Raw genomic sequence first — 17832 nt, forward strand, 5'->3', positions numbered from 1 at the left:
GGTGATGACTTCTGACTAAGTTGAACTTACAAATTGTTGTTGACGGGGATGCCTGTCCTGTGAAATCTGAAATCGCTGAAGTGGCCCGGATTTTCCAAGTTCCAGTGCTGTTGGTTGCTTCATATGATCATTTCATGCGGGAGCAAGCAGGCGTAACTGTTGTTCAAGTCGATCGGAGTGATCAGAGTGCTGACTTGTATATCGCCAATCATATTCATCATGGGGATGTTGTAGTTACCCAAGATTATGGTTTGGCTGCTTTGGCACTTTCTAAGAGCTGTCATGTTATTTCATTCCGCGGTATGTATTATAGTGATGAAGATATTGAACAGATGCTTGATCGGAGACATCATCAGGCCAAGGCAAGGCGGAATGGTAAACATTCCAAGGGTCCTAAACCGATTACCTCAGAGGACAAAACATTTTTTCAACAGAAACTGACAAAACTTTTGCAGAATTTGCAGGAGAACGTTTAATTGTAGCGAATTATATTTACGTGCTAAAAGAGATGAAGGTGGTTATGATGAGTGCCGGACAAGGTATTCCGGAGAATGTCATCGACTCCGTATTGGAGCAACACGATATCGTCGATACGGTAGGCAAGTACGTTCATCTGACGAAGCAGGGGAAATACATGAAGGGGCTTTGCCCATTTCATTCCGAGAAGACCCCGTCTTTTACAGTGACACCTGAACGTCAAATCTTTTATTGCTATGGCTGCGGCAAGGGCGGAAATGCCATCAAATTTAGGATGGAAATCGAAGGATTATCTTTTCCCGAAGCTGTGAAGGTCATGGCAGAAGAGAGCCATATCGCAATGCCAGAAGGACAAGGTGGGGTTGTTATCCCTTCTAATCCAGAGCGTGATCGTTTGTTGCAGGCTTACGAGTGGACGGCCAAATTTTATCACTTTCTGCTAAAGAACACCGAGCACGGCAAAGCAGCAATGGAGTATTTGCGTTCTAGAGGATTCAGCGACAAGATGATTGATCTGTTTCAAATCGGTTATGCTCCTGACCGCTGGGATACCCTGGTTCAGTTCTTGACGAAACGTTCATTTGATCTAGGCGAGATGGAGAAGGGCGGACTGTTATCGGTTCGGAGTGACGGTGAAGATTATCTTGATCGTTTCCGTGATCGTGTCATGTTTCCGATCTATGATCGCAACGGCAGAGTTATTGCTTTTGCCGGTAGGGTCTTAGGGGATGCGCAGCCCAAGTATTTAAATTCACCGGAAAGTAAGCTGTTTAACAAGAGTCGGATTCTGTACAATTTGCATCAAGCTAAACCAGCTATTCGTAAACTTCGGCAGATCGTTCTTTTTGAAGGTTATGGAGATGTAATTTCAGCTTGGGAGGCAGGGGTGCAGAATGGCGTGGCGACGATGGGAACTTCCCTGACCGAAAGCCATACCGGGCTTATGAAGACTATGGCTGACGAAGTAGTGATTTGCTATGACGGTGATCGTGCCGGACAAGCTGCTGCGATGAAGGTCATTCCTCTGCTGGAAGGCATAGGACTTCGCGTCAAAGTCTCTGTCTTGAATGAAGGGCTTGATCCCGATGAATTTATTCATAAGTATGGACAGGAACGATTTGTGCGGCAGATTATTGACGGGGCTGTATCTACTACGAAATTTAAGCTTATATATCTGAAAAAAAACCATATACTGCTAGAAGAAGAAGGTAAAATCGCATATACGAAAGAAGTTCTTCCAATTATCGCGATGCTTCAATCTTCGACTGAACGAGAGGTTTACTTGCGGGAATTATCTGCAGAGCTACAACTTTCCTTCGAAAGTCTTAAGCAGGATTGTAATGAGATCCGCCAGTCTATGCAAAAAAACATGCAGGATGGGGATAATAACGACAAAAGGTGGAATACTGGAAGGCATAAAAAAGGGCGTGTTGCAGCACCGACTTTACTGCCTGCTTATCACACTGGTGAACGCCGTCTTTTAGCGATTATGCTTCAGGATACCGAAGCTGCCCGGTATGTCCAAGAGCGACTCGATGATGCTTTTAATATTGATGATCATCAGCGATTGCTGCTTATCTATATGCCTATTATGCACAAGGCAAACCCCCGGACATCAGCCGGTTTATGTCATCTCTTCATGATGACCGTCTGGAGAAGACACTTAGCTCAATCTCCATGATGGATACACCTCGTGAATGGAATACTCAGGTACTGGATGATTGCATTAAGGAAGTACAAAAAGTCCCTCTGAAATTGCAAATCGATCAGAAAAAGGAAGAAATGATTTCTGCGGAGCGTTCAGGTGACTTTTTGCGTGCGGCACAAATTGCAAGTGAGATTATAGCCCTAGAAAGACAGTAAAGAAAGAGCATGGATATTTCTAGGGAGGAGGGAGTCGAAGTATGGCGAATGATCAGCATACGGAGTTAGAGACAGAATTTACGTTGGACCAGGTCAAAGATCAATTGGTTGAACAAGGTAAGAAAAGATCATCATTAGCTTACAAAGATATCATGGAAAAATTGTCCCCGTTCGATCAAGATCCCGAACAAATGGAAGAATTTTATGAGCATCTAAGTGATTTGGGAATTGAAGTGGTGAATGAGAATGATGAAGAAGTCACCAGCCTTCGGCCTAACGATGAGAATGAAAACAGCAATGACAATGAGGAATTCAGCTTCGATGATGATTTATCTCTTCCACCAGGGATTAAGATCAATGACCCTGTAAGGATGTATTTGAAAGAAATTGGTCGTGTTCCTTTGCTATCAGCTGATGATGAAGTCGAACTGGCTAAGCGAATTGAGAATGGTGATGAAGAAGCGAAGCGCCGCTTAGCGGAAGCCAACCTTCGTCTCGTTGTAAGTATCGCGAAACGTTATGTGGGCCGGGGAATGTTATTCTTGGATCTAATTCAAGAAGGTAACATGGGTCTAATTAAAGCCGTAGAAAAGTTTGACCATAAAAAAGGTTATAAATTCAGTACTTACGCAACTTGGTGGATTCGTCAGGCTATCACGCGTGCAATCGCGGACCAAGCAAGAACAATTCGTATCCCAGTGCATATGGTGGAAACCATAAATAAGCTGATCCGGGTATCCCGTCAGCTGTTGCAGGAATTGGGGCGTGAACCTACGCCAGAAGAAATCGCGGCTGAAATGGAACTGAGTGTAGAGAAAGTTCGGGAAATTATGAAGATCGCTCAAGAACCTGTATCTCTGGAAACACCAATTGGTGAAGAGGATGATTCTCATCTTGGCGACTTTATCGAGGACCAAGAAGCATTGGCCCCTGCTGACGCAGCAGCCTATGAGCTTCTGAAAGAACAACTAGAGGATGTTCTTGATACGCTTACCGAGCGGGAAGAGAACGTACTTCGTCTTCGTTTCGGATTGGATGATGGACGGACAAGAACACTTGAAGAGGTTGGTAAGGTGTTCGGTGTTACACGTGAGCGGATTCGCCAAATTGAGGCTAAAGCACTCCGTAAACTACGTCACCCTAGCCGTAGCAAACGATTAAAGGATTTTCTCGAATAGGATGTACCCAAGGCCTTCTGCATTGAAATACGCAGCAAGGTCTTTTTTCTTGTCATGGATCGTTTGCGTCTTCTATACTTTAGGTTTATTTCCTTTTTTTGTTTTATTGTTTTTTATTTTAGCTCTTTTTTATAATCAATGCAAATGATAAAGGGGTTTTTTAATTCCCAAAATTTAGTGGGAGGCAGGACAATCTGTAGTTTGCAGACTTTGCATCTGTCTGTTAGGGTAAAATAATAAGTGAATCATTCATGAGGATAATATCAAACAAATAAATTGATGGTGTAGGTGGAAGCGTGAAATTATCTAGAAGATTACAACTCATATTGGAACAAGTTCCATCAGGTAGCAGAATAGCAGATATTGGATCTGACCATGCAATGTTACCCGTAGCGGCAGTAGAATCGGGTAGGGCTGTAATGGCAGTAGCGGGAGAGGTTAATCCAGGACCTTTCGATGCGGCAACAAAGCAGGTGGCTGCAGCAGGACTCAGCCATTCCATTTCGGTCAGACGTGGAGACGGCCTTCAGGTGATTTCGCCAGAAGAAGTCGATGTTATTACAATTGCTGGTATGGGCGGGGGCTTAATTACAAGCATATTAGATGCTGATCAGGATAAATTGAAAGGTGTAAGCCAGCTTGTACTTCAGCCAAACGTCGGAGAGGACATATTACGTCGCTGGTTACTTGAGCACCACTGGGTGCTTATATCTGAAATGATTATTGAGGAAGATCATAAATTATATGAGATATTAACGGCCGTGCCTGAAGGTAGCCAAAGCGAGGGACAGCTAACGAATGAACAATTGTATCAAGAACAGACTTGGCAACGAGAATGGAGCGGAGAACCGCCTCTAGTCATTTCGCGTGATTTATTATTACAGATGGGGCCACTACTACTGGCTGATCCTGATCCTGTTTTGTTTGAGAAATGGGAAGGCGAAATCACTAAGCTAGAAGGCATCTTGGCGTCGCTATCATCATCTAAGCTTTCGTCGGCTGAGATGAAGGCGCAGGACATTAGGAAGCAAATAAAGCTTATACAGGAGGTTCTGGCATGTTTGCAAAAGGACAAGCAGTAATTCAATACATGGAGAAGCTTGCACCCAAGCATCTAGCGGTTCCCGATGATCGCATTGGGCTGCAGCTTGGCAGTTTGCAGAAGGATATCCAAAACGTTCTGATTGCCCTAGATGTGAATGATGAGGTTGTTGAAGAGGCTATTCGTGTTAAAGCGGACTTAATCATTGCACATCACGCCATAATCTTCCGTCCATTGAAGCATTTGCAGACGGATAATCCCATGGGTAAATTGTATGAAAAGCTCATTAAGCATGATATAGCTGTGTATATCAGTCATACAAATTTGGATATAACCGAAGGTGGCATGAATGATTGGATGGCAGAAGCCATCGGTATTCAGGCAGGCATCCCTCTCAATGAGGAACATACCGAGCAGCTGTTGAAGCTGGTAGTCTTTGTTCCCAAAAGTCACCATAAACAAGTGCTGAATGCAGTTCTTGATGCTGGGGCGGGTGCTATCGGCAATTATAGCCATTGCAGCTTCAATACGGAAGGTGACGGTACATTTTTACCGGGGAAGGGAACTAATCCCTTTATTGGACAAGCGGGCAAGATTGAAACGGTTGAAGAAATGAGAATAGAGACGATTGTTCCACATGGAATCCGGAGCAAAATTGTGCAGGCAATGATTAAAGCTCATCCTTATGAAGAAGTGGCGTATGACTTATATCCACTGGATTTGAAAGGCCGCACTTTTGGTCTGGGACGAGTAGGGAGGCTAGAACAGCCTCTTAGTTTGGTTGATCTCGTAGAAGTTGTTAAACAGAATTTAGATGTTAAGCATGTACGAGTTGTTGGGGACTTAACGCGTACGATACGAAAAGCTGCTGTACTAGGCGGATCAGGAAGTCGATATGTTTCACCTGCGATGTATAAGGGAGCAGATGTAATCGTTACTGGAGATATTGATTATCATACGGCTCAGGATGCTCTCATGGCTGGAATGGCTATCATTGATGCTGGTCATAATGTTGAGAAAATTATGAAAGCAAAAGTCGCAGAATGGATGCGCGAACAGCTTCATAGTGGTCGTTATGAAACAGAGGTACATGTATCTGAAATCAACACAGAACCTTTCCAGTTTCTATAAAAAATTGGTCTTAGAAACATTTTAAGGGTGCGAGGGTTGTAACGAATGCAAATACCTTGTATACTATCAAGTGTTGTCCGGAAAGTTTGACAGACAATCGCCGGCAGTGTGTAAGACACTGCGGGAGGAAAGTCCGGGCTCCATAGGGCAGGATGCTGGATAACGTCCAGTCAGCGCGAGTTGAAGGATAGTGCCACAGAAATGGACCGCCGATGGCCGTGTAAACGGATCAGGCAAGGATGGAACCGAGGTGTAAGAGACCCCGAGGAACGCTGGTGACTTCGTTCCTGGTAAACCCCATCTGGAGCAAGACCTAATGGAACGCAGCTTCTCTGCAAAGAGTAGCAGCCTTAGCCCGAGGCGCGTTTAGGTTGGTCGCTGGAGCCATGCAGCAATGTATGGCCTAGATAGATGATTGTCGCTTGCTGTGGGAGGGTAGTTCCCGTCTGTACCACGAAGAGCACAGAACCCGGCTTACGTAAAACTTTCCTAACTGCAACAGTAATTACCTTATGATTGTCAAATATAGCGGTGTCTATCGGTTTATCCGGTGGGCACCGCTTTTTGATATGTCTGCTTGGACATAGCCTAATTTAGGAGAATATCACAAGACTAAGGACAAACGTACAAACCTAAAAGGCTATTTAATAATAAGCTGTATTAAAATCATGAAAGGAGTTGCTTCCTATGCATCCTTGTCACCATCATCAACATCCTTGTTTTAATTGTCCTCCTGCAGATCCTGTTTTTACAGACCCTACAGTCATTGTGCAGGACTTCTACTATCCTCAAATTGTTCCGATAGTTCACACGATTAAAGTTGTGAAAAGACATCACTGTTGCCCAGTTCCTAAACACATCTACAATTATGTAACAACTGACGAAAATGTAGAGGTGTCTGGTCATACTCGCAGTGTTAAGAAACAGGGAGCTCAGATCTCTAAATCCAGAACTAAACGCTAATACGGATATGTACAATAAAAAAGCAATCCGTTTTTTGAGCAACGGATTGCTTTTTTTGTACATATACTCAATTCAATCAGCGATAAATATGATTATCACGATTAATGCACTGAATTTAACTGCTTCTGAACATGCTGGGGCCAGAACTGCAGTGGGGCTTCACTGCTACCAGCGGCTTGTAATGCTTTATAAATATCAATTTGTCCATAGCCATAAAAGCTGTCATGTCCTTTGGTCCCCAAATCAATCGTATTACTACGCATAATATCCATAACCTGCTTATTCGTCAGTTCGGGATTTTTGGAGCGGATTAATGCAGCCATGGCAGTTACATGAGGACTTGCCATTGATGTACCTGATAAAGCTGCGTATTGGTTACCAGGATAGGTACTGGCGATGCTGGTACCAGGAGCGGCAACATCAATGTAGTTCCCATAGTTGGAGAAGGAAGCGCGTTTATAGTTTTGATCCGTTGCAGCTACAGCTAACACTTCAGGATATGCCGCAGGATAACCAGGGCGCTCTGTATTATCGTTGCCAGATGCTGCTACGATAACGACATCGCGATCATAAGCATACTTGATTGCATCATGCAGAAACTCGGAGTCCGCATAGTTGCCCAGACTCAGGTTAATAACCTTGGCACCGTGATCTGTAGCCCAAATAATTCCTTCTGCAACGGAATAGGTCGTACCTGATCCTGATTTATCAAGTGCTTTTACAGGCAAAATCTTGTTGTACCAGCTAATGCCTGCAACCCCTTCATTGTTATTGACGAGAGCACCAATGATGCCAGCGACATGGGTTCCATGGCCGACATCATCCATGGGATCACTACCCGGATCAATGACGTTGTAGCCTTCAAGTAATTGACCTTTCAAATCGGGGTGATCGATATCAACCCCTGTATCTACAATCGCCACGATGATATTTTTACTCCCTCTGGATAGGTTCCAGCCTTTACTTGCTTCGATGGCAGGAAGGTTCCATTGGTACTTAGCAAATAGTAGGTCATTCGGGACGATAGGAACGGTTGTATTACTGGCAGAATCCATGCCGTCAGCATTTTCATTGGTCAAGTATAGGAAATGGGGCTCCACATACTGGGGCGACCATTTTTTCTGGAAATAGGTTTTCAGTTCTTCATATCTCATCACACCAGAGCGAAAAATATACGTATATCCAATTTTTCGAGAAGACACGGCCTTAATATCCGACATGATGGTATTCATGTCTTGACGGGAAGGTTCGGTTCGGAAATGAACAACAATTTCATTCTCATAATAATGGCTAGCATTTTCATTATCATGCCCCGTTTCTACCGTCAGTTCCTTTAATGTGTCGGGGTGAATGGATTCTACACGAAATTTACCTTCTTTGGGATATGGAATCATTCTTAAATTCTTTTTTTGATGTTTAGCGACTTCGTTCAAAATTTTCTGATTAATCAATACGGTTACAGATTTATCATTTCCAGATGCAGCTTCCGACATTACAAAATATTGCTTGCCAGCCATTTGAAATGATGGGGACTCATAAAAATGCTTATTTTGCATTTGGATCTTTGACTGATTCAAGTAATGATTAAGCTGCTTTTGATCCTCAGCATTCCAAGAATAGTTATTCATTTTGAATTGCAAATTTTGCTTTGTTTCAGCATCTTGCCAAATCAGCATTGAGAAATGATCATGGTATTTTTGCAGCTCTTGTACCTGTTTTTTTATCGTTACTGGATTTGCATGTTGAAAAGAATTTAGCATCGTTGTTAAATGTTGCTGGGTATCCACTCTTGTCAACTTGTCTGTGGAAGCGATATCCTGTGCCATCATCCTCTGCTTAGATTGTTGCTCTTGCTTAGGATTTAGGGGAGATACCTGCTGAGAGGCCTGAGGATTTGTATCTCCACGTGGTATCAGAAGCAGTAACATCACAGAGAAAGCTCCGATCAGAATGCCTAAACCAGCCCATTTGCGTCGTGACATCATTAACGAACCTCCTACTTTGGAATAAAGTTAGGTTTAGCGTGAGATAAGACAGCCTAATTTATACTTACTTAACATGGATTTAGGGATACCGTTTCAATTATTTTTATGGTAGGATAATAATTGGAAATTGGAACAAGGTATTAATAAGGGGGAGCTAATAAGCTATGTCAGCAGGCAACGTTCAGAAATTGTGTGAAACTACAAGGGAAAAGCTGAAACCGGCAATTGAGAGAATGGAAACGTTCTTAAATGAATATGCACTGTCGCAATTGGTTGCAGAATCAGATGAAGAAACTGTACATTTTTACAAAGGATTTTTGTCAGATCTCCGTCACCTGCTTGTGTTCTCAGAAGTATCCTTTGAGAAACTTGGAATTGTTTTACGCCGTGCTAATTTTGATGCCGATTTTGCCGAAAAAGCTCTTTACCATGTTTATCATCATGCTGTTAACAATTTCTTCTATCCTAAAAGCGAAAGCTATTCCGAAGATGGTCGATATGCTTATACGGGACAAGATGCAATTCGTTTTCGCGTAAAGCCTGTCCGGGCTGCACGAGACATTATTATGGATATTACTAAGGTATATGAAGACCTGAGAGATGATCTTACTTACTACGAAAGTGACTATTTAACTGAGCGCCGGATGCAAAGTCAGCGTTCGCTTGCATAAAATACAGCCATACAAAGAAAGATGCCGCGTTTTGGCATCTTTTTTTATTTTGTACAGTAGAAGTACAGCAGAACCAGCTACTGACAGGTACTAAACCGCATAGCTAGCCTCGATGAAGGAGAGAATGGAGTTTGAGGTGATCATACTAATGAGTGATACAAGAACCTTTGTCAAATGCAGCGTTAGTAACTGTAACTATTGGGGCGAGCATAACGTTTGCCAGGCTGAACAAATTTTAATTGAAATTGACAAGCATGCTAAATCGTCGTTCAATCAAGAATTTAGTCAAGAGCACTTCGGAGAACATAAGGATCAGGCTAGAACGTCTTCAGCGACTTGTTGCCTCACGTTCAAACCTAAATCTTCCTAGACGACAAACTATAAGTTGTAACTAAAGGGAGGGGCCAGCAACATGAATGATTTTCGTGATTTCCGTGAACATTCGCAGGAAGAGCCTCGTCATGGACATGCCTTAAGAAGAGTGAGAACCGACTTTCCACGAAGAGTGGAACGTAATCACGAGGAATACGCAGCGGAGATAACACCTCCTAATGCAGTGCGAATGCACAATACGGAAGCAGAGCGTCCTGATGAAGAATCCGTGAGCACAGGTAGGACAGCAGGATATGTAGGTCTGGCTTTTGGTATTGCATCGTTGTTTATGTGGTCTATTATTTTGGGACCCATCGCTGCTGTAACCGGATATTATGCATATTCGCAAGGGAGTAAAGGATGGGGAGCTTGGTCCATGGGGCTAGGCATACTGTCTACACTAAGTTATTTTGTTTTAATTCCATTTGCAAGATAAAAGGTAATCAAAGCGTCTTGTAGCAGCCTGTCGGTTGCTGCAAGGCGTTTTTTTATATCAAATGAATAAATTATTAAGTGGCGAATCTAGCCAAAAACATGGTAAAATGTACAAATTAGTTATACTAGTACACAATAAATGGGGTACATTCATATGCAAATTGATTCGGAAAATGTGCGGCTTGCCTCGCTGCAAGATTCTAGCCGTATTCGAAATAAAAAGGAACTTTTACAGGATCTAATCGATAATGGAAGCTCATCTGATTTCGGGGTTGTTTTGCAGCAGTATATGAAATCTGACTTGACGGCATCCACTTCTGGGCAAGCTACAGATGTTAAAGTTGAGCCAACCGTTGCTGGCGTTAGCTGGAGTGAAGGGTTGCTGTGGCAGCAGCTTGGTGCGGTTGATGCAGAACCTAGCGCATCGGTAGGAAATGTTTCTCATGATGTGAATGGGACGAAGCCAACAGATTACGATGAATTGATTCAGCAAGCGAGTAAGAAATATGGGGTGTCAGAATCATTGATTAAAGCCGTAATTGATACGGAATCTACATTTAATCCACAGGCTGTTTCATCGGCAGGGGCGAAGGGATTAATGCAATTAATGGATGGTACGGCACAGGGGCTTGGAGTTAGCGATTCGTTTGATCCAGCCCAAAATATTGACGGGGGTACACGTTATCTCTCTTATCAACTGAAGCGATTTAATGGTCAAGAAAATATGGCACTTGCAGCTTATAACGCTGGGCCTAATCGCTTGAAACGTTTAGGAATCACGAGTGATGCCGATCTTATGAATAAGCTAACATTGCTCCCGGATGAAACCCGAAAGTATATTGGAAAAATTGCCAAAGCACGTACTAAATATGAAGTATAACTTACATTTTTATTTGAGAGATCAGACTAAAGAAGAGGCCAGTTCGTTAGCGAATGGGTGCCATCCCTGTTGTCTGATCTCTTTATGTCGTTTAAACTGTACAGTAACTGTTTGTTTTTGAGGAGAGAATGTCAATGATTTATTGGGATCATGCGGCGAGCACACCACCCTACGATGAAGTGATTCAAACGATGGGTGAGGTCATGAAGCAGCATTATGGTAATCCTTCCTCCATTCATCGGATGGGCGAAGATGCAGCGAAATTAATCCGACGCTCACGAGAGGTTTGTGCTCAGGCACTAAGCGTGAAGCCGGATGAAATTATATTTACTTCAGGGGCAACAGAAGGAAATAATATGGCTATTAAGGGTGCGGCACTTCAATATAATAGCCGTGGAAGACATATCATTACGACCCAGATTGAGCATCCATCTGTATATGATAGCTGTCTCGAATTAGAGAAGCAGGGATATGAGGTTACCTTTCTTCCTGTCGATCAACAAGGCTGCGTTAATTTAGATGAACTGGCTGCGGCGGTACGAAAAGATACGATACTCGTCAGTATCATGCATGTGAATAATGAGACGGGTTCAGTACAACCATTACTGGAAGTTGGAAAATTGGTTAAAGAACGGAACCCACGCACATTGATTCATATTGATGGTGTACAGGGTTATGGCAAATTACCCGTTTACCTTAATGATTGGCAGGCTGATCTATATACGCTTTCGGCACATAAAATTCGCGGTCCAAAGGGTACTGGAATTTTATATAAAAGAGCGGGAATTGAGCTATATCCGTTATTATCCGGAGGCAAGCAGGAAGCTGGTTTACGGGCTGGCACCGAGAATATTGCAGGTTATGTAGCCATGTCTAAGGCCATGCGAATGGCTGGTGAGCACCAACAGGTTTTTGCCACTGAAATTAGTTCGCTTAGGGACAAGCTAATATATAGTATAACTAAGATGCCAGGACTTGAACTTAACAGCTATTGTAATGGGGCTCCGCACATTGTGAATGTATCTTTTCCTGGAATGAAGGCAGAGGTTCTACTGCATACACTTGAAGAGTATGGCATGTTGGTATCCACGAAATCAGCATGCTCCTCCAAAACGTCGGAGCCTAGCCGAGTACTGCTCGCCATGGGGCGTAGCCACGACGTAGCCTCCAGTGCGATACGAATCAGTATGGGTGACTTAAATACAAATGATGACATACAGCAGTTGCTGGAAACACTGAAAGTAGCAGTGGGACGCCTTGAACCGCTAAGCAGAAAGGAATGATACAATCATGAACTACGACATGCTGCTTTTGCGTTTCGGAGAATTGATGCTGAAAGGGAAAAATCGTGGGAGGTTTGAGAGAACCGTGCTCACGGATGTGAAGGCGGTACTTGAATCTTTTCCACAAGCACAATTTCTTAAGGAGTATGGCCGTCTATATATTGTTTTAAATGGCGAAGACCATGAATCGTTGATCAAAGCGTTAAAGAAAGTTTTCGGGATTGATACGATTAGTCCTGTGATGGTATGTCCTTCTGAGCTGGATAAAATCATTGAAACAGCCCTGTTATTTATGGAGAAGATCCACCTAAAAGGTGAAACTACATTTAAAGTAACATCTAGACGCGTGTGGAAGCCTTTCCCTCATTCATCACAAGAAATGAATCATCTGGTTGGATCACCGATGTTGAAGACTTTTTCTAATCTAAAAGTAAGTATGAATGATCCGGAGCTTACACTACGCGTTGAAATTAGGGAGCAAGGAACCTATCTGTACTGTGAAGTAATACCCGGTGCTGGTGGCTTCCCTAGAGGAAGCAATGGCAAAGCAATGTTGCTGTTATCAGGTGGCATCGATAGCCCAGTAGCAGGATGGTCCTCCATGCGTAGAGGGCTGGAAGTAGAATGCGTTCATTTTTATAGCTATCCGTTTACAAGCAGAATGGCGAAAGAGAAAGTCATCGACTTGGCTAAGGTGCTTGCTGGCTATGCAGGCGAGATCAAAATCCATCTGGTTCCGTTTACAGAGGTGCAGACTGCCTTTACGGGTATTGGTCAAGACAATTTAATTATTACGCTAATGCGTCGTGCCATGCTTCGGATTGCTACGATGCTAGCTAATCGGGAAGGAGCGCTTGCGCTAGTTACTGGGGATAGCTTAGGACAAGTGGCGAGCCAAACCTTGGGTAGCATGAATGTCATCGGTAGGGCGACAGAAATTCCTTTGCTTCGTCCGCTCATTATGATGGATAAGAATGAAATTATTACGCTGTCGAAGGAAATCGGCACGTATGATTTATCTATTTTACCTTTTGAAGATTGTTGTACCTTATTTGTTCCGAAATCACCAGCAACGAATCCTAACCTAAGAATTGTGGAGAAGATTGAGCATAGGATCCAAACACTGCCCACAATGCTACAAGAAGCAGTTGACCGTACGGAGACACTTGTATTGACTTCAAATAGTCATGTGGATCTTAGCGGGGAAGAGGAAGTTGTTAATGGTGACTGGTTCTGATTATTTTCAAGGTACATGTGACATGTGAGTAGCAGAAAAAGCAGAAGGACTTCCACTATGGAAGTCCTTCTGCTTTTTAGCATTTTGTAGACAAGTGATTAGTCCTGAGCCTGCTTATTTTTACGTTGAGGGAGGTGTTTTTTATAATACCCGGCACTAAGCACACCGATGATGATAACAGCAATGAATATGATTTTGAGAACCAGATGCTCATTGAAAAAGGGTTCAAGTTTCTTTTCTTCCGTTATCATATTGGATGCTGTGTATGCTAAAACTGCTGAGCCTAGGTAAATAATCCATGGATAGCGGGTGATGAGCGTAATAAATAATGTGCTTCCCCATACAATGATGGGCACGCTGATTAGAAGACCAATGATTACAAGTATAATATTTTGCTGCGAGGCTCCAGCGATTGCGATTACATTATCTATACCCATTGCTGCATCGGCAATAATGATGGTGCGAACGGCAGCCCAAAGCGTTTGACCCGACTTGACGTCATTATGCTCATCTTCATTTTCCGCCAGTAATTTGTAAGCAATTCCGATAAGCAGTACACCCCCAACGAGCAGTAGCCATGGAATATTGAGTAGCCATACAACAAGAATGGTAGCAATAATCCGAAGCACTACCGCACCGCTCATTCCATAAATGATTGCCTTTTTCTGCATTGTGGCAGGAAGTTTCCTTGCTGCAAGTCCAATAACAATGGCATTGTCGCCGCCTAATATGATATCGAGAAAAACGATATTGAGCAGTTGAAGCAAAAACGAGATAACGGTGGTTTCCATGTTTGATTCCTCTCCTTATGACTGTTTACCCGTGTATGTGCAATTGGGGTTCATTTTAGGCTCCCAAAAAGAACAAGTCAAGCATAGCCAAGCCATTTGACTCATAGATTTAGAAACGGGGGAGGTGGACTTGGACTTATGGAATCGGTATGGCTACTTGTTCAAATTTTGATGATTAATTTAGTGCTGAGCGGTGATAATGCTGTAGTTATAGCACTTGCTAGTAAAGATTTGCCCGATGCTCAGCGAAAGCAGGCCGTATGGTGGGGTGCTCTTGGTGCAGTCATACTAAGATGTATGCTTACTTTTGTAGCCGTATTGTTGCTGAAAATCCCTTATGTACAGGCTATTGGTGGCGTTATGCTACTCTGGATTGCTTTAAAACTATTGCTTGAGCACAAAGATCATCTCAGGGTGGAAGAATCCCCCACAATATGGAAAGCGGTCAGAACCATACTTGCCGCAGATTTCATCATGAGTCTGGATAATGTACTCGCGATCGCTGGCCTTGCAAATGGCGATATGGCACTCGTTGTGATCGGAATCGCAATCAGTATTCCAATTGTCGTATGGGGCAGTAATTTAATCGTGAACTGGCTTCAGCGATTCCCAATTCTAGTTTATATTGGAGCAGGAATTCTTGGATATACGGCAGGTGAAATGATGCTTCAAGATTCAAGACTAGGCACAATATTATCAGCCCATTTCCCAGGTTTTATCCATCTGCTACCGTTGCTCTTGGCTGCATTCGTTATCGCTGCTGGCAGTATCAGAAGATATTGGCATTCCGTATTTAATACTTGAAGAACCACCGGCGAAATGCCGGTTTTTTTGTGTTTTGAAGTGACTCCTTTAAGAGCAAAAAAATACAGAGAGATATATGGTTTTTTTCTACATTTTCAGATAAACTATTCATGAATACATGCCCTATATGTGTAATAAAAGGCGTGTAAGGAGATATTAGAGAAGAGGGTGGAGAACATGTCTTCCAGAAATGACGTGAAGATTGGTTTATTTATCGTTATTGCAGGAATTGTCATATTGCTTGGAAAATTAGGTGTGTTTGGTTTCTTAGGTCGTACACTTTGGCCGTTAATTATACTGATACCGGGACTCCTACTCCATGCGTTGTTCTTTGCTAACCGTGCCCGCGCTTCAGTGCTTTTACCTGGAGGCATTTTAACGGTGTATGGGCTACTCTTTGGACTATGCAATATTTCTGGATGGCATCTATTCTCTTACGTTTGGCCAGCTCTAATTGTAGGTATTGCTGTCGGACTTTATGAATATTATTGGTTCGAACATCCAAGACCTACAGGTATACTTCCAATTGCGATTGTGGTAGGATTACTTTCTATTGTACTGTTTTTTTTCAGTTTGCTTCATACAGGCGCAATTTACTTTATTGCCGCGCTTTTAATCATTACGGGTATTTGGTTAATTGCAGGTAAGGGTAAATCGAAAAATGGAAAATGGAGTAGTGGTTGGTAGCAGTCATGCTATTTTCTGTAAAAATGCTTGTTTTTTTCTGAAAATTCACTATAATATAAGGGATATGTTGAAGCGTCGGCATTACCGCCAGGCGCTTCTTTTGTGAGAGACTTAGGTTTGATTTGAAAGGGAAAGGATCTGGATAAAACACATGCATTCAAGAGACCATATTCGCAATATTGCGATAATCGCGCACGTTGACCACGGCAAGACAACGCTTGTTGACCAGTTACTGCAGCAATCGGGGATTTTCGGGAAACATGAACAACTGCAGGAACGCGCCATGGATTCAAACGATTTGGAGCGTGAACGCGGCATTACGATCCTGGCTAAGAACACGGCCATTACGTATAAAGAATTTCTAATTAACATTATGGATACACCAGGCCATGCTGACTTTGGTGGCGAAGTAGAACGGATCATGAAAATGGTTGATGGAGTTCTTCTCGTTGTTGACGCTTATGAAGGTTGTATGCCACAAACGAAGTTCGTGCTTCGTAAAGCACTTGAACAGAATTTGACACCAATTGTTGTTGTTAACAAAATTGACCGTCCAGCAGCACGTCCAGCAGAAGTTATTGATGAAGTTCTGGATTTGTTTATTGAACTTGGAGCAAATGATGAGCAGCTCAACTTCCCAGTTGTATATGCCTCAGCTCTAAACGGTACCTCCAGCATGAATCCTGAGCAACAGGATGATAACATGCTTGCCCTCTACGAAACCATTACGGAACATATTCCTTCACCAACTGAAGATATTGAAGCACCGCTTCAGTTCCTTGTTACTCTTATGGATTACAATGAATATTTGGGACGTATTGCTATCGGTCGTGTAAACCGTGGTAAAATCCGTCAAGGTGAGTCTGTAACAGTTATTATGCGTGATGGTAAAAGCAAGACAGCACGCATTGAGAAACTATTCGGATTCCAAGGTTTGAAGCGTATTGAGATCGAAGAAGCAGGCGGCGGTGATATCGTTGCGATTGCGGGTATTAAAGATATTAATATCGGCGAAACCATTGCAGATTCTCAAAACCCAGAAGCTCTTCCAGTTCTGAAAATTGACGAGCCTACATTGCAAATGACATTCCTAGTAAATAACAGTCCATTTGCAGGCCGCGAAGGTAAGTGGGTTACTTCCCGTAAAATTCGTGAGCGTCTCTTCAAAGAGCTTGAAACAGATGTAAGCTTACGTGTTGAAGAAACAGATAGCCCAGATGCTTTCATCGTTTCCGGACGTGGTGAGCTTCACCTTGGTATCTTGATCGAGAACATGCGTCGTGAAGGTTACGAGGTGCAAGTTTCGAAACCAGAGGTTATCGTTCGCGTTATTGATGGTGCTAAAATGGAGCCAATCGAGCGTTTGCTGATCGATGTTCCAGAAGATAGCATGGGCTCTGTTATGGAAAGTTTGGGCTCACGTAAAGCCGAAATGGTAAACATGGTGAACACAGGTAGTGGTCAAGTTCGTTTGGAATTCTTAATTCCTGCACGTGGATTGATCGGTTACCGTACCCACTTCCTAACACTTACACGTGGTTATGGCGTAATGAACCATGCTTTTGATAGCTATGGTCCAGTAGTCAGCGGTCAAGTCGGCGGACGTCAAAAAGGTGTTCTTGTATCGAGTGAGGCGGGCAGTAGTACGCTTTACGGTATGATGGGTATCGAAGATCGTGGTACATTATTCATGGAACCAGGAACTGATATTTATGAAGGTATGATTGTTGGTGAACATACACGTGACAATGATATCGTCGTTAATATTTGTAAAGAAAAAGCGGTAAATAACATTCGTTCAGCAAATAAAGAAGAAACGGTGAGAATGAAAACACCAATTATCTTCTCTATGGAACAAGCTCTTGAATATTTGAATGATGATGAATTGTGTGAAATTACACCTAAATCCATTCGTCTTCGTAAAAAGATTCTAAACAAGAGTGAGCGTGAACGTTCAGAGAAACACCGCAAAATGGCTGACACTAAATAAGATTTAACCAATAAAGGCCGTTTCCTGATTTTGAAAGGAGTGA

At 42.9% G+C, this 17832-nt stretch carries 15 protein-coding genes, 1 other RNA gene and 1 pseudogene; 15 read left to right on the top strand and 2 right to left on the bottom strand.

The features are described from left to right. Positions 1-11: 11 nt before the first annotated feature. From JCM16418_RS04665 to rnpB, 6 genes and pseudogenes are all read left to right on the top strand, one after another. Positions 12-476 carry a YaiI/YqxD family protein gene (locus tag JCM16418_RS04665; RefSeq protein ID WP_036646642.1) on the top strand — a complete coding sequence of 155 codons (465 nt, stop codon included), beginning with the start codon at positions 12-14 and terminating at the stop codon, positions 474-476. A 47-nt stretch (positions 477-523) separates the two neighbouring features. Next, a pseudogene (dnaG, locus tag JCM16418_RS04670) lies at positions 524-2340 on the top strand (DNA primase). A 41-nt stretch (positions 2341-2381) separates the two neighbouring features. Further along, complete coding sequence (gene rpoD, locus JCM16418_RS04675) at positions 2382-3518, top strand: RNA polymerase sigma factor RpoD (protein WP_036646646.1); 1137 nt, start codon at positions 2382-2384, stop codon at positions 3516-3518. Positions 3519-3814: 296 nt separating this feature from the next. Then, complete coding sequence (locus tag JCM16418_RS04680) at positions 3815-4600, top strand: tRNA (adenine(22)-N(1))-methyltransferase (RefSeq protein WP_036646649.1); 786 nt, start codon at positions 3815-3817, stop codon at positions 4598-4600. Continuing rightward, complete coding sequence (locus JCM16418_RS04685; protein WP_036646650.1) at positions 4576-5691, top strand: Nif3-like dinuclear metal center hexameric protein; 1116 nt, start codon at positions 4576-4578, stop codon at positions 5689-5691. Before JCM16418_RS04680 ends, JCM16418_RS04685 begins: the two co-directional genes overlap by 25 nt. An 81-nt stretch (positions 5692-5772) precedes the next feature. Beyond that, positions 5773-6183: RNase P RNA component class A (gene rnpB / locus JCM16418_RS23570), an RNA gene on the top strand. 572 nt (positions 6184-6755) lie between these two features. On the opposite strand, the gene JCM16418_RS04690 is transcribed toward rnpB, so the two are convergent. After that, entirely contained in the window at positions 6756-8636 is a 1881-nt protein-coding gene (locus JCM16418_RS04690) for a S8 family peptidase (protein WP_036646926.1), read from the bottom strand. Between the two features lie 167 nt (positions 8637-8803). Here JCM16418_RS04690 and JCM16418_RS04695 point away from each other — a divergent pair, with 167 nt between their 5' ends. The 6 genes from JCM16418_RS04695 to thiI all read left to right on the top strand — a co-directional run bounded on the left by JCM16418_RS04695 (position 8804) and on the right by thiI (position 13517). After that, positions 8804-9310, top strand: a complete 507-nt coding sequence (locus JCM16418_RS04695) for a YpuI family protein (RefSeq protein ID WP_036646651.1) — start codon at positions 8804-8806, stop codon at positions 9308-9310. 148 nt (positions 9311-9458) lie between these two features. Beyond that, entirely contained in the window at positions 9459-9680 is a 222-nt protein-coding gene (locus JCM16418_RS04700) for a DUF1540 domain-containing protein (RefSeq protein ID WP_036646927.1), read from the top strand. 42 nt (positions 9681-9722) lie between these two features. Beyond that, a complete protein-coding gene (locus JCM16418_RS04705; protein WP_036646652.1) occupies positions 9723-10118 on the top strand; it encodes a hypothetical protein in 396 nt (131 codons plus the stop codon). A gap of 153 nt (positions 10119-10271) precedes the next feature. Next, positions 10272-10997 carry a lytic transglycosylase domain-containing protein gene (locus JCM16418_RS04710; protein WP_036646654.1) on the top strand — a complete coding sequence of 242 codons (726 nt, stop codon included), beginning with the start codon at positions 10272-10274 and terminating at the stop codon, positions 10995-10997. A gap of 134 nt (positions 10998-11131) precedes the next feature. Beyond that, on the top strand, positions 11132-12280 hold the full coding sequence (locus tag JCM16418_RS04715; RefSeq protein ID WP_036646658.1) for a cysteine desulfurase family protein: 1149 nt from the start codon (positions 11132-11134) through the stop codon (positions 12278-12280). Positions 12281-12287: 7 nt separating this feature from the next. Then, positions 12288-13517: a tRNA uracil 4-sulfurtransferase ThiI gene (thiI, locus tag JCM16418_RS04720; protein WP_036646660.1), complete on the top strand. Its 1230-nt coding sequence runs from the start codon at positions 12288-12290 to the stop codon at positions 13515-13517. A gap of 98 nt (positions 13518-13615) precedes the next feature. On the opposite strand, the gene JCM16418_RS04725 is transcribed toward thiI, so the two are convergent. Further along, entirely contained in the window at positions 13616-14308 is a 693-nt protein-coding gene (locus tag JCM16418_RS04725) for a TerC family protein (RefSeq protein WP_036646661.1), read from the bottom strand. Between the two features lie 138 nt (positions 14309-14446). Here JCM16418_RS04725 and JCM16418_RS04730 point away from each other — a divergent pair, with 138 nt between their 5' ends. From JCM16418_RS04730 to typA, 3 genes are all read left to right on the top strand, one after another. Then, positions 14447-15112 (top strand): TerC family protein, encoded by a 666-nt coding sequence (locus tag JCM16418_RS04730; RefSeq protein ID WP_036646663.1) that lies wholly within the window; start codon positions 14447-14449, stop codon positions 15110-15112. A 177-nt stretch (positions 15113-15289) separates the two neighbouring features. Then, entirely contained in the window at positions 15290-15799 is a 510-nt protein-coding gene (locus tag JCM16418_RS04735) for a hypothetical protein (RefSeq protein WP_036646664.1), read from the top strand. 151 nt (positions 15800-15950) lie between these two features. Then, positions 15951-17789, top strand: coding sequence for a translational GTPase TypA (gene typA, locus JCM16418_RS04740; RefSeq protein ID WP_036646666.1), 1839 nt, complete (start codon positions 15951-15953; stop codon positions 17787-17789). The last annotated feature ends 43 nt before the right edge of the window (positions 17790-17832 follow it).

It is taken from the genome of Paenibacillus pini JCM 16418, from assembly GCF_000576305.1.
GTDB classification, from domain to species: Bacteria; Bacillota; Bacilli; order Paenibacillales; family Paenibacillaceae; genus Paenibacillus_AQ; species Paenibacillus_AQ pini.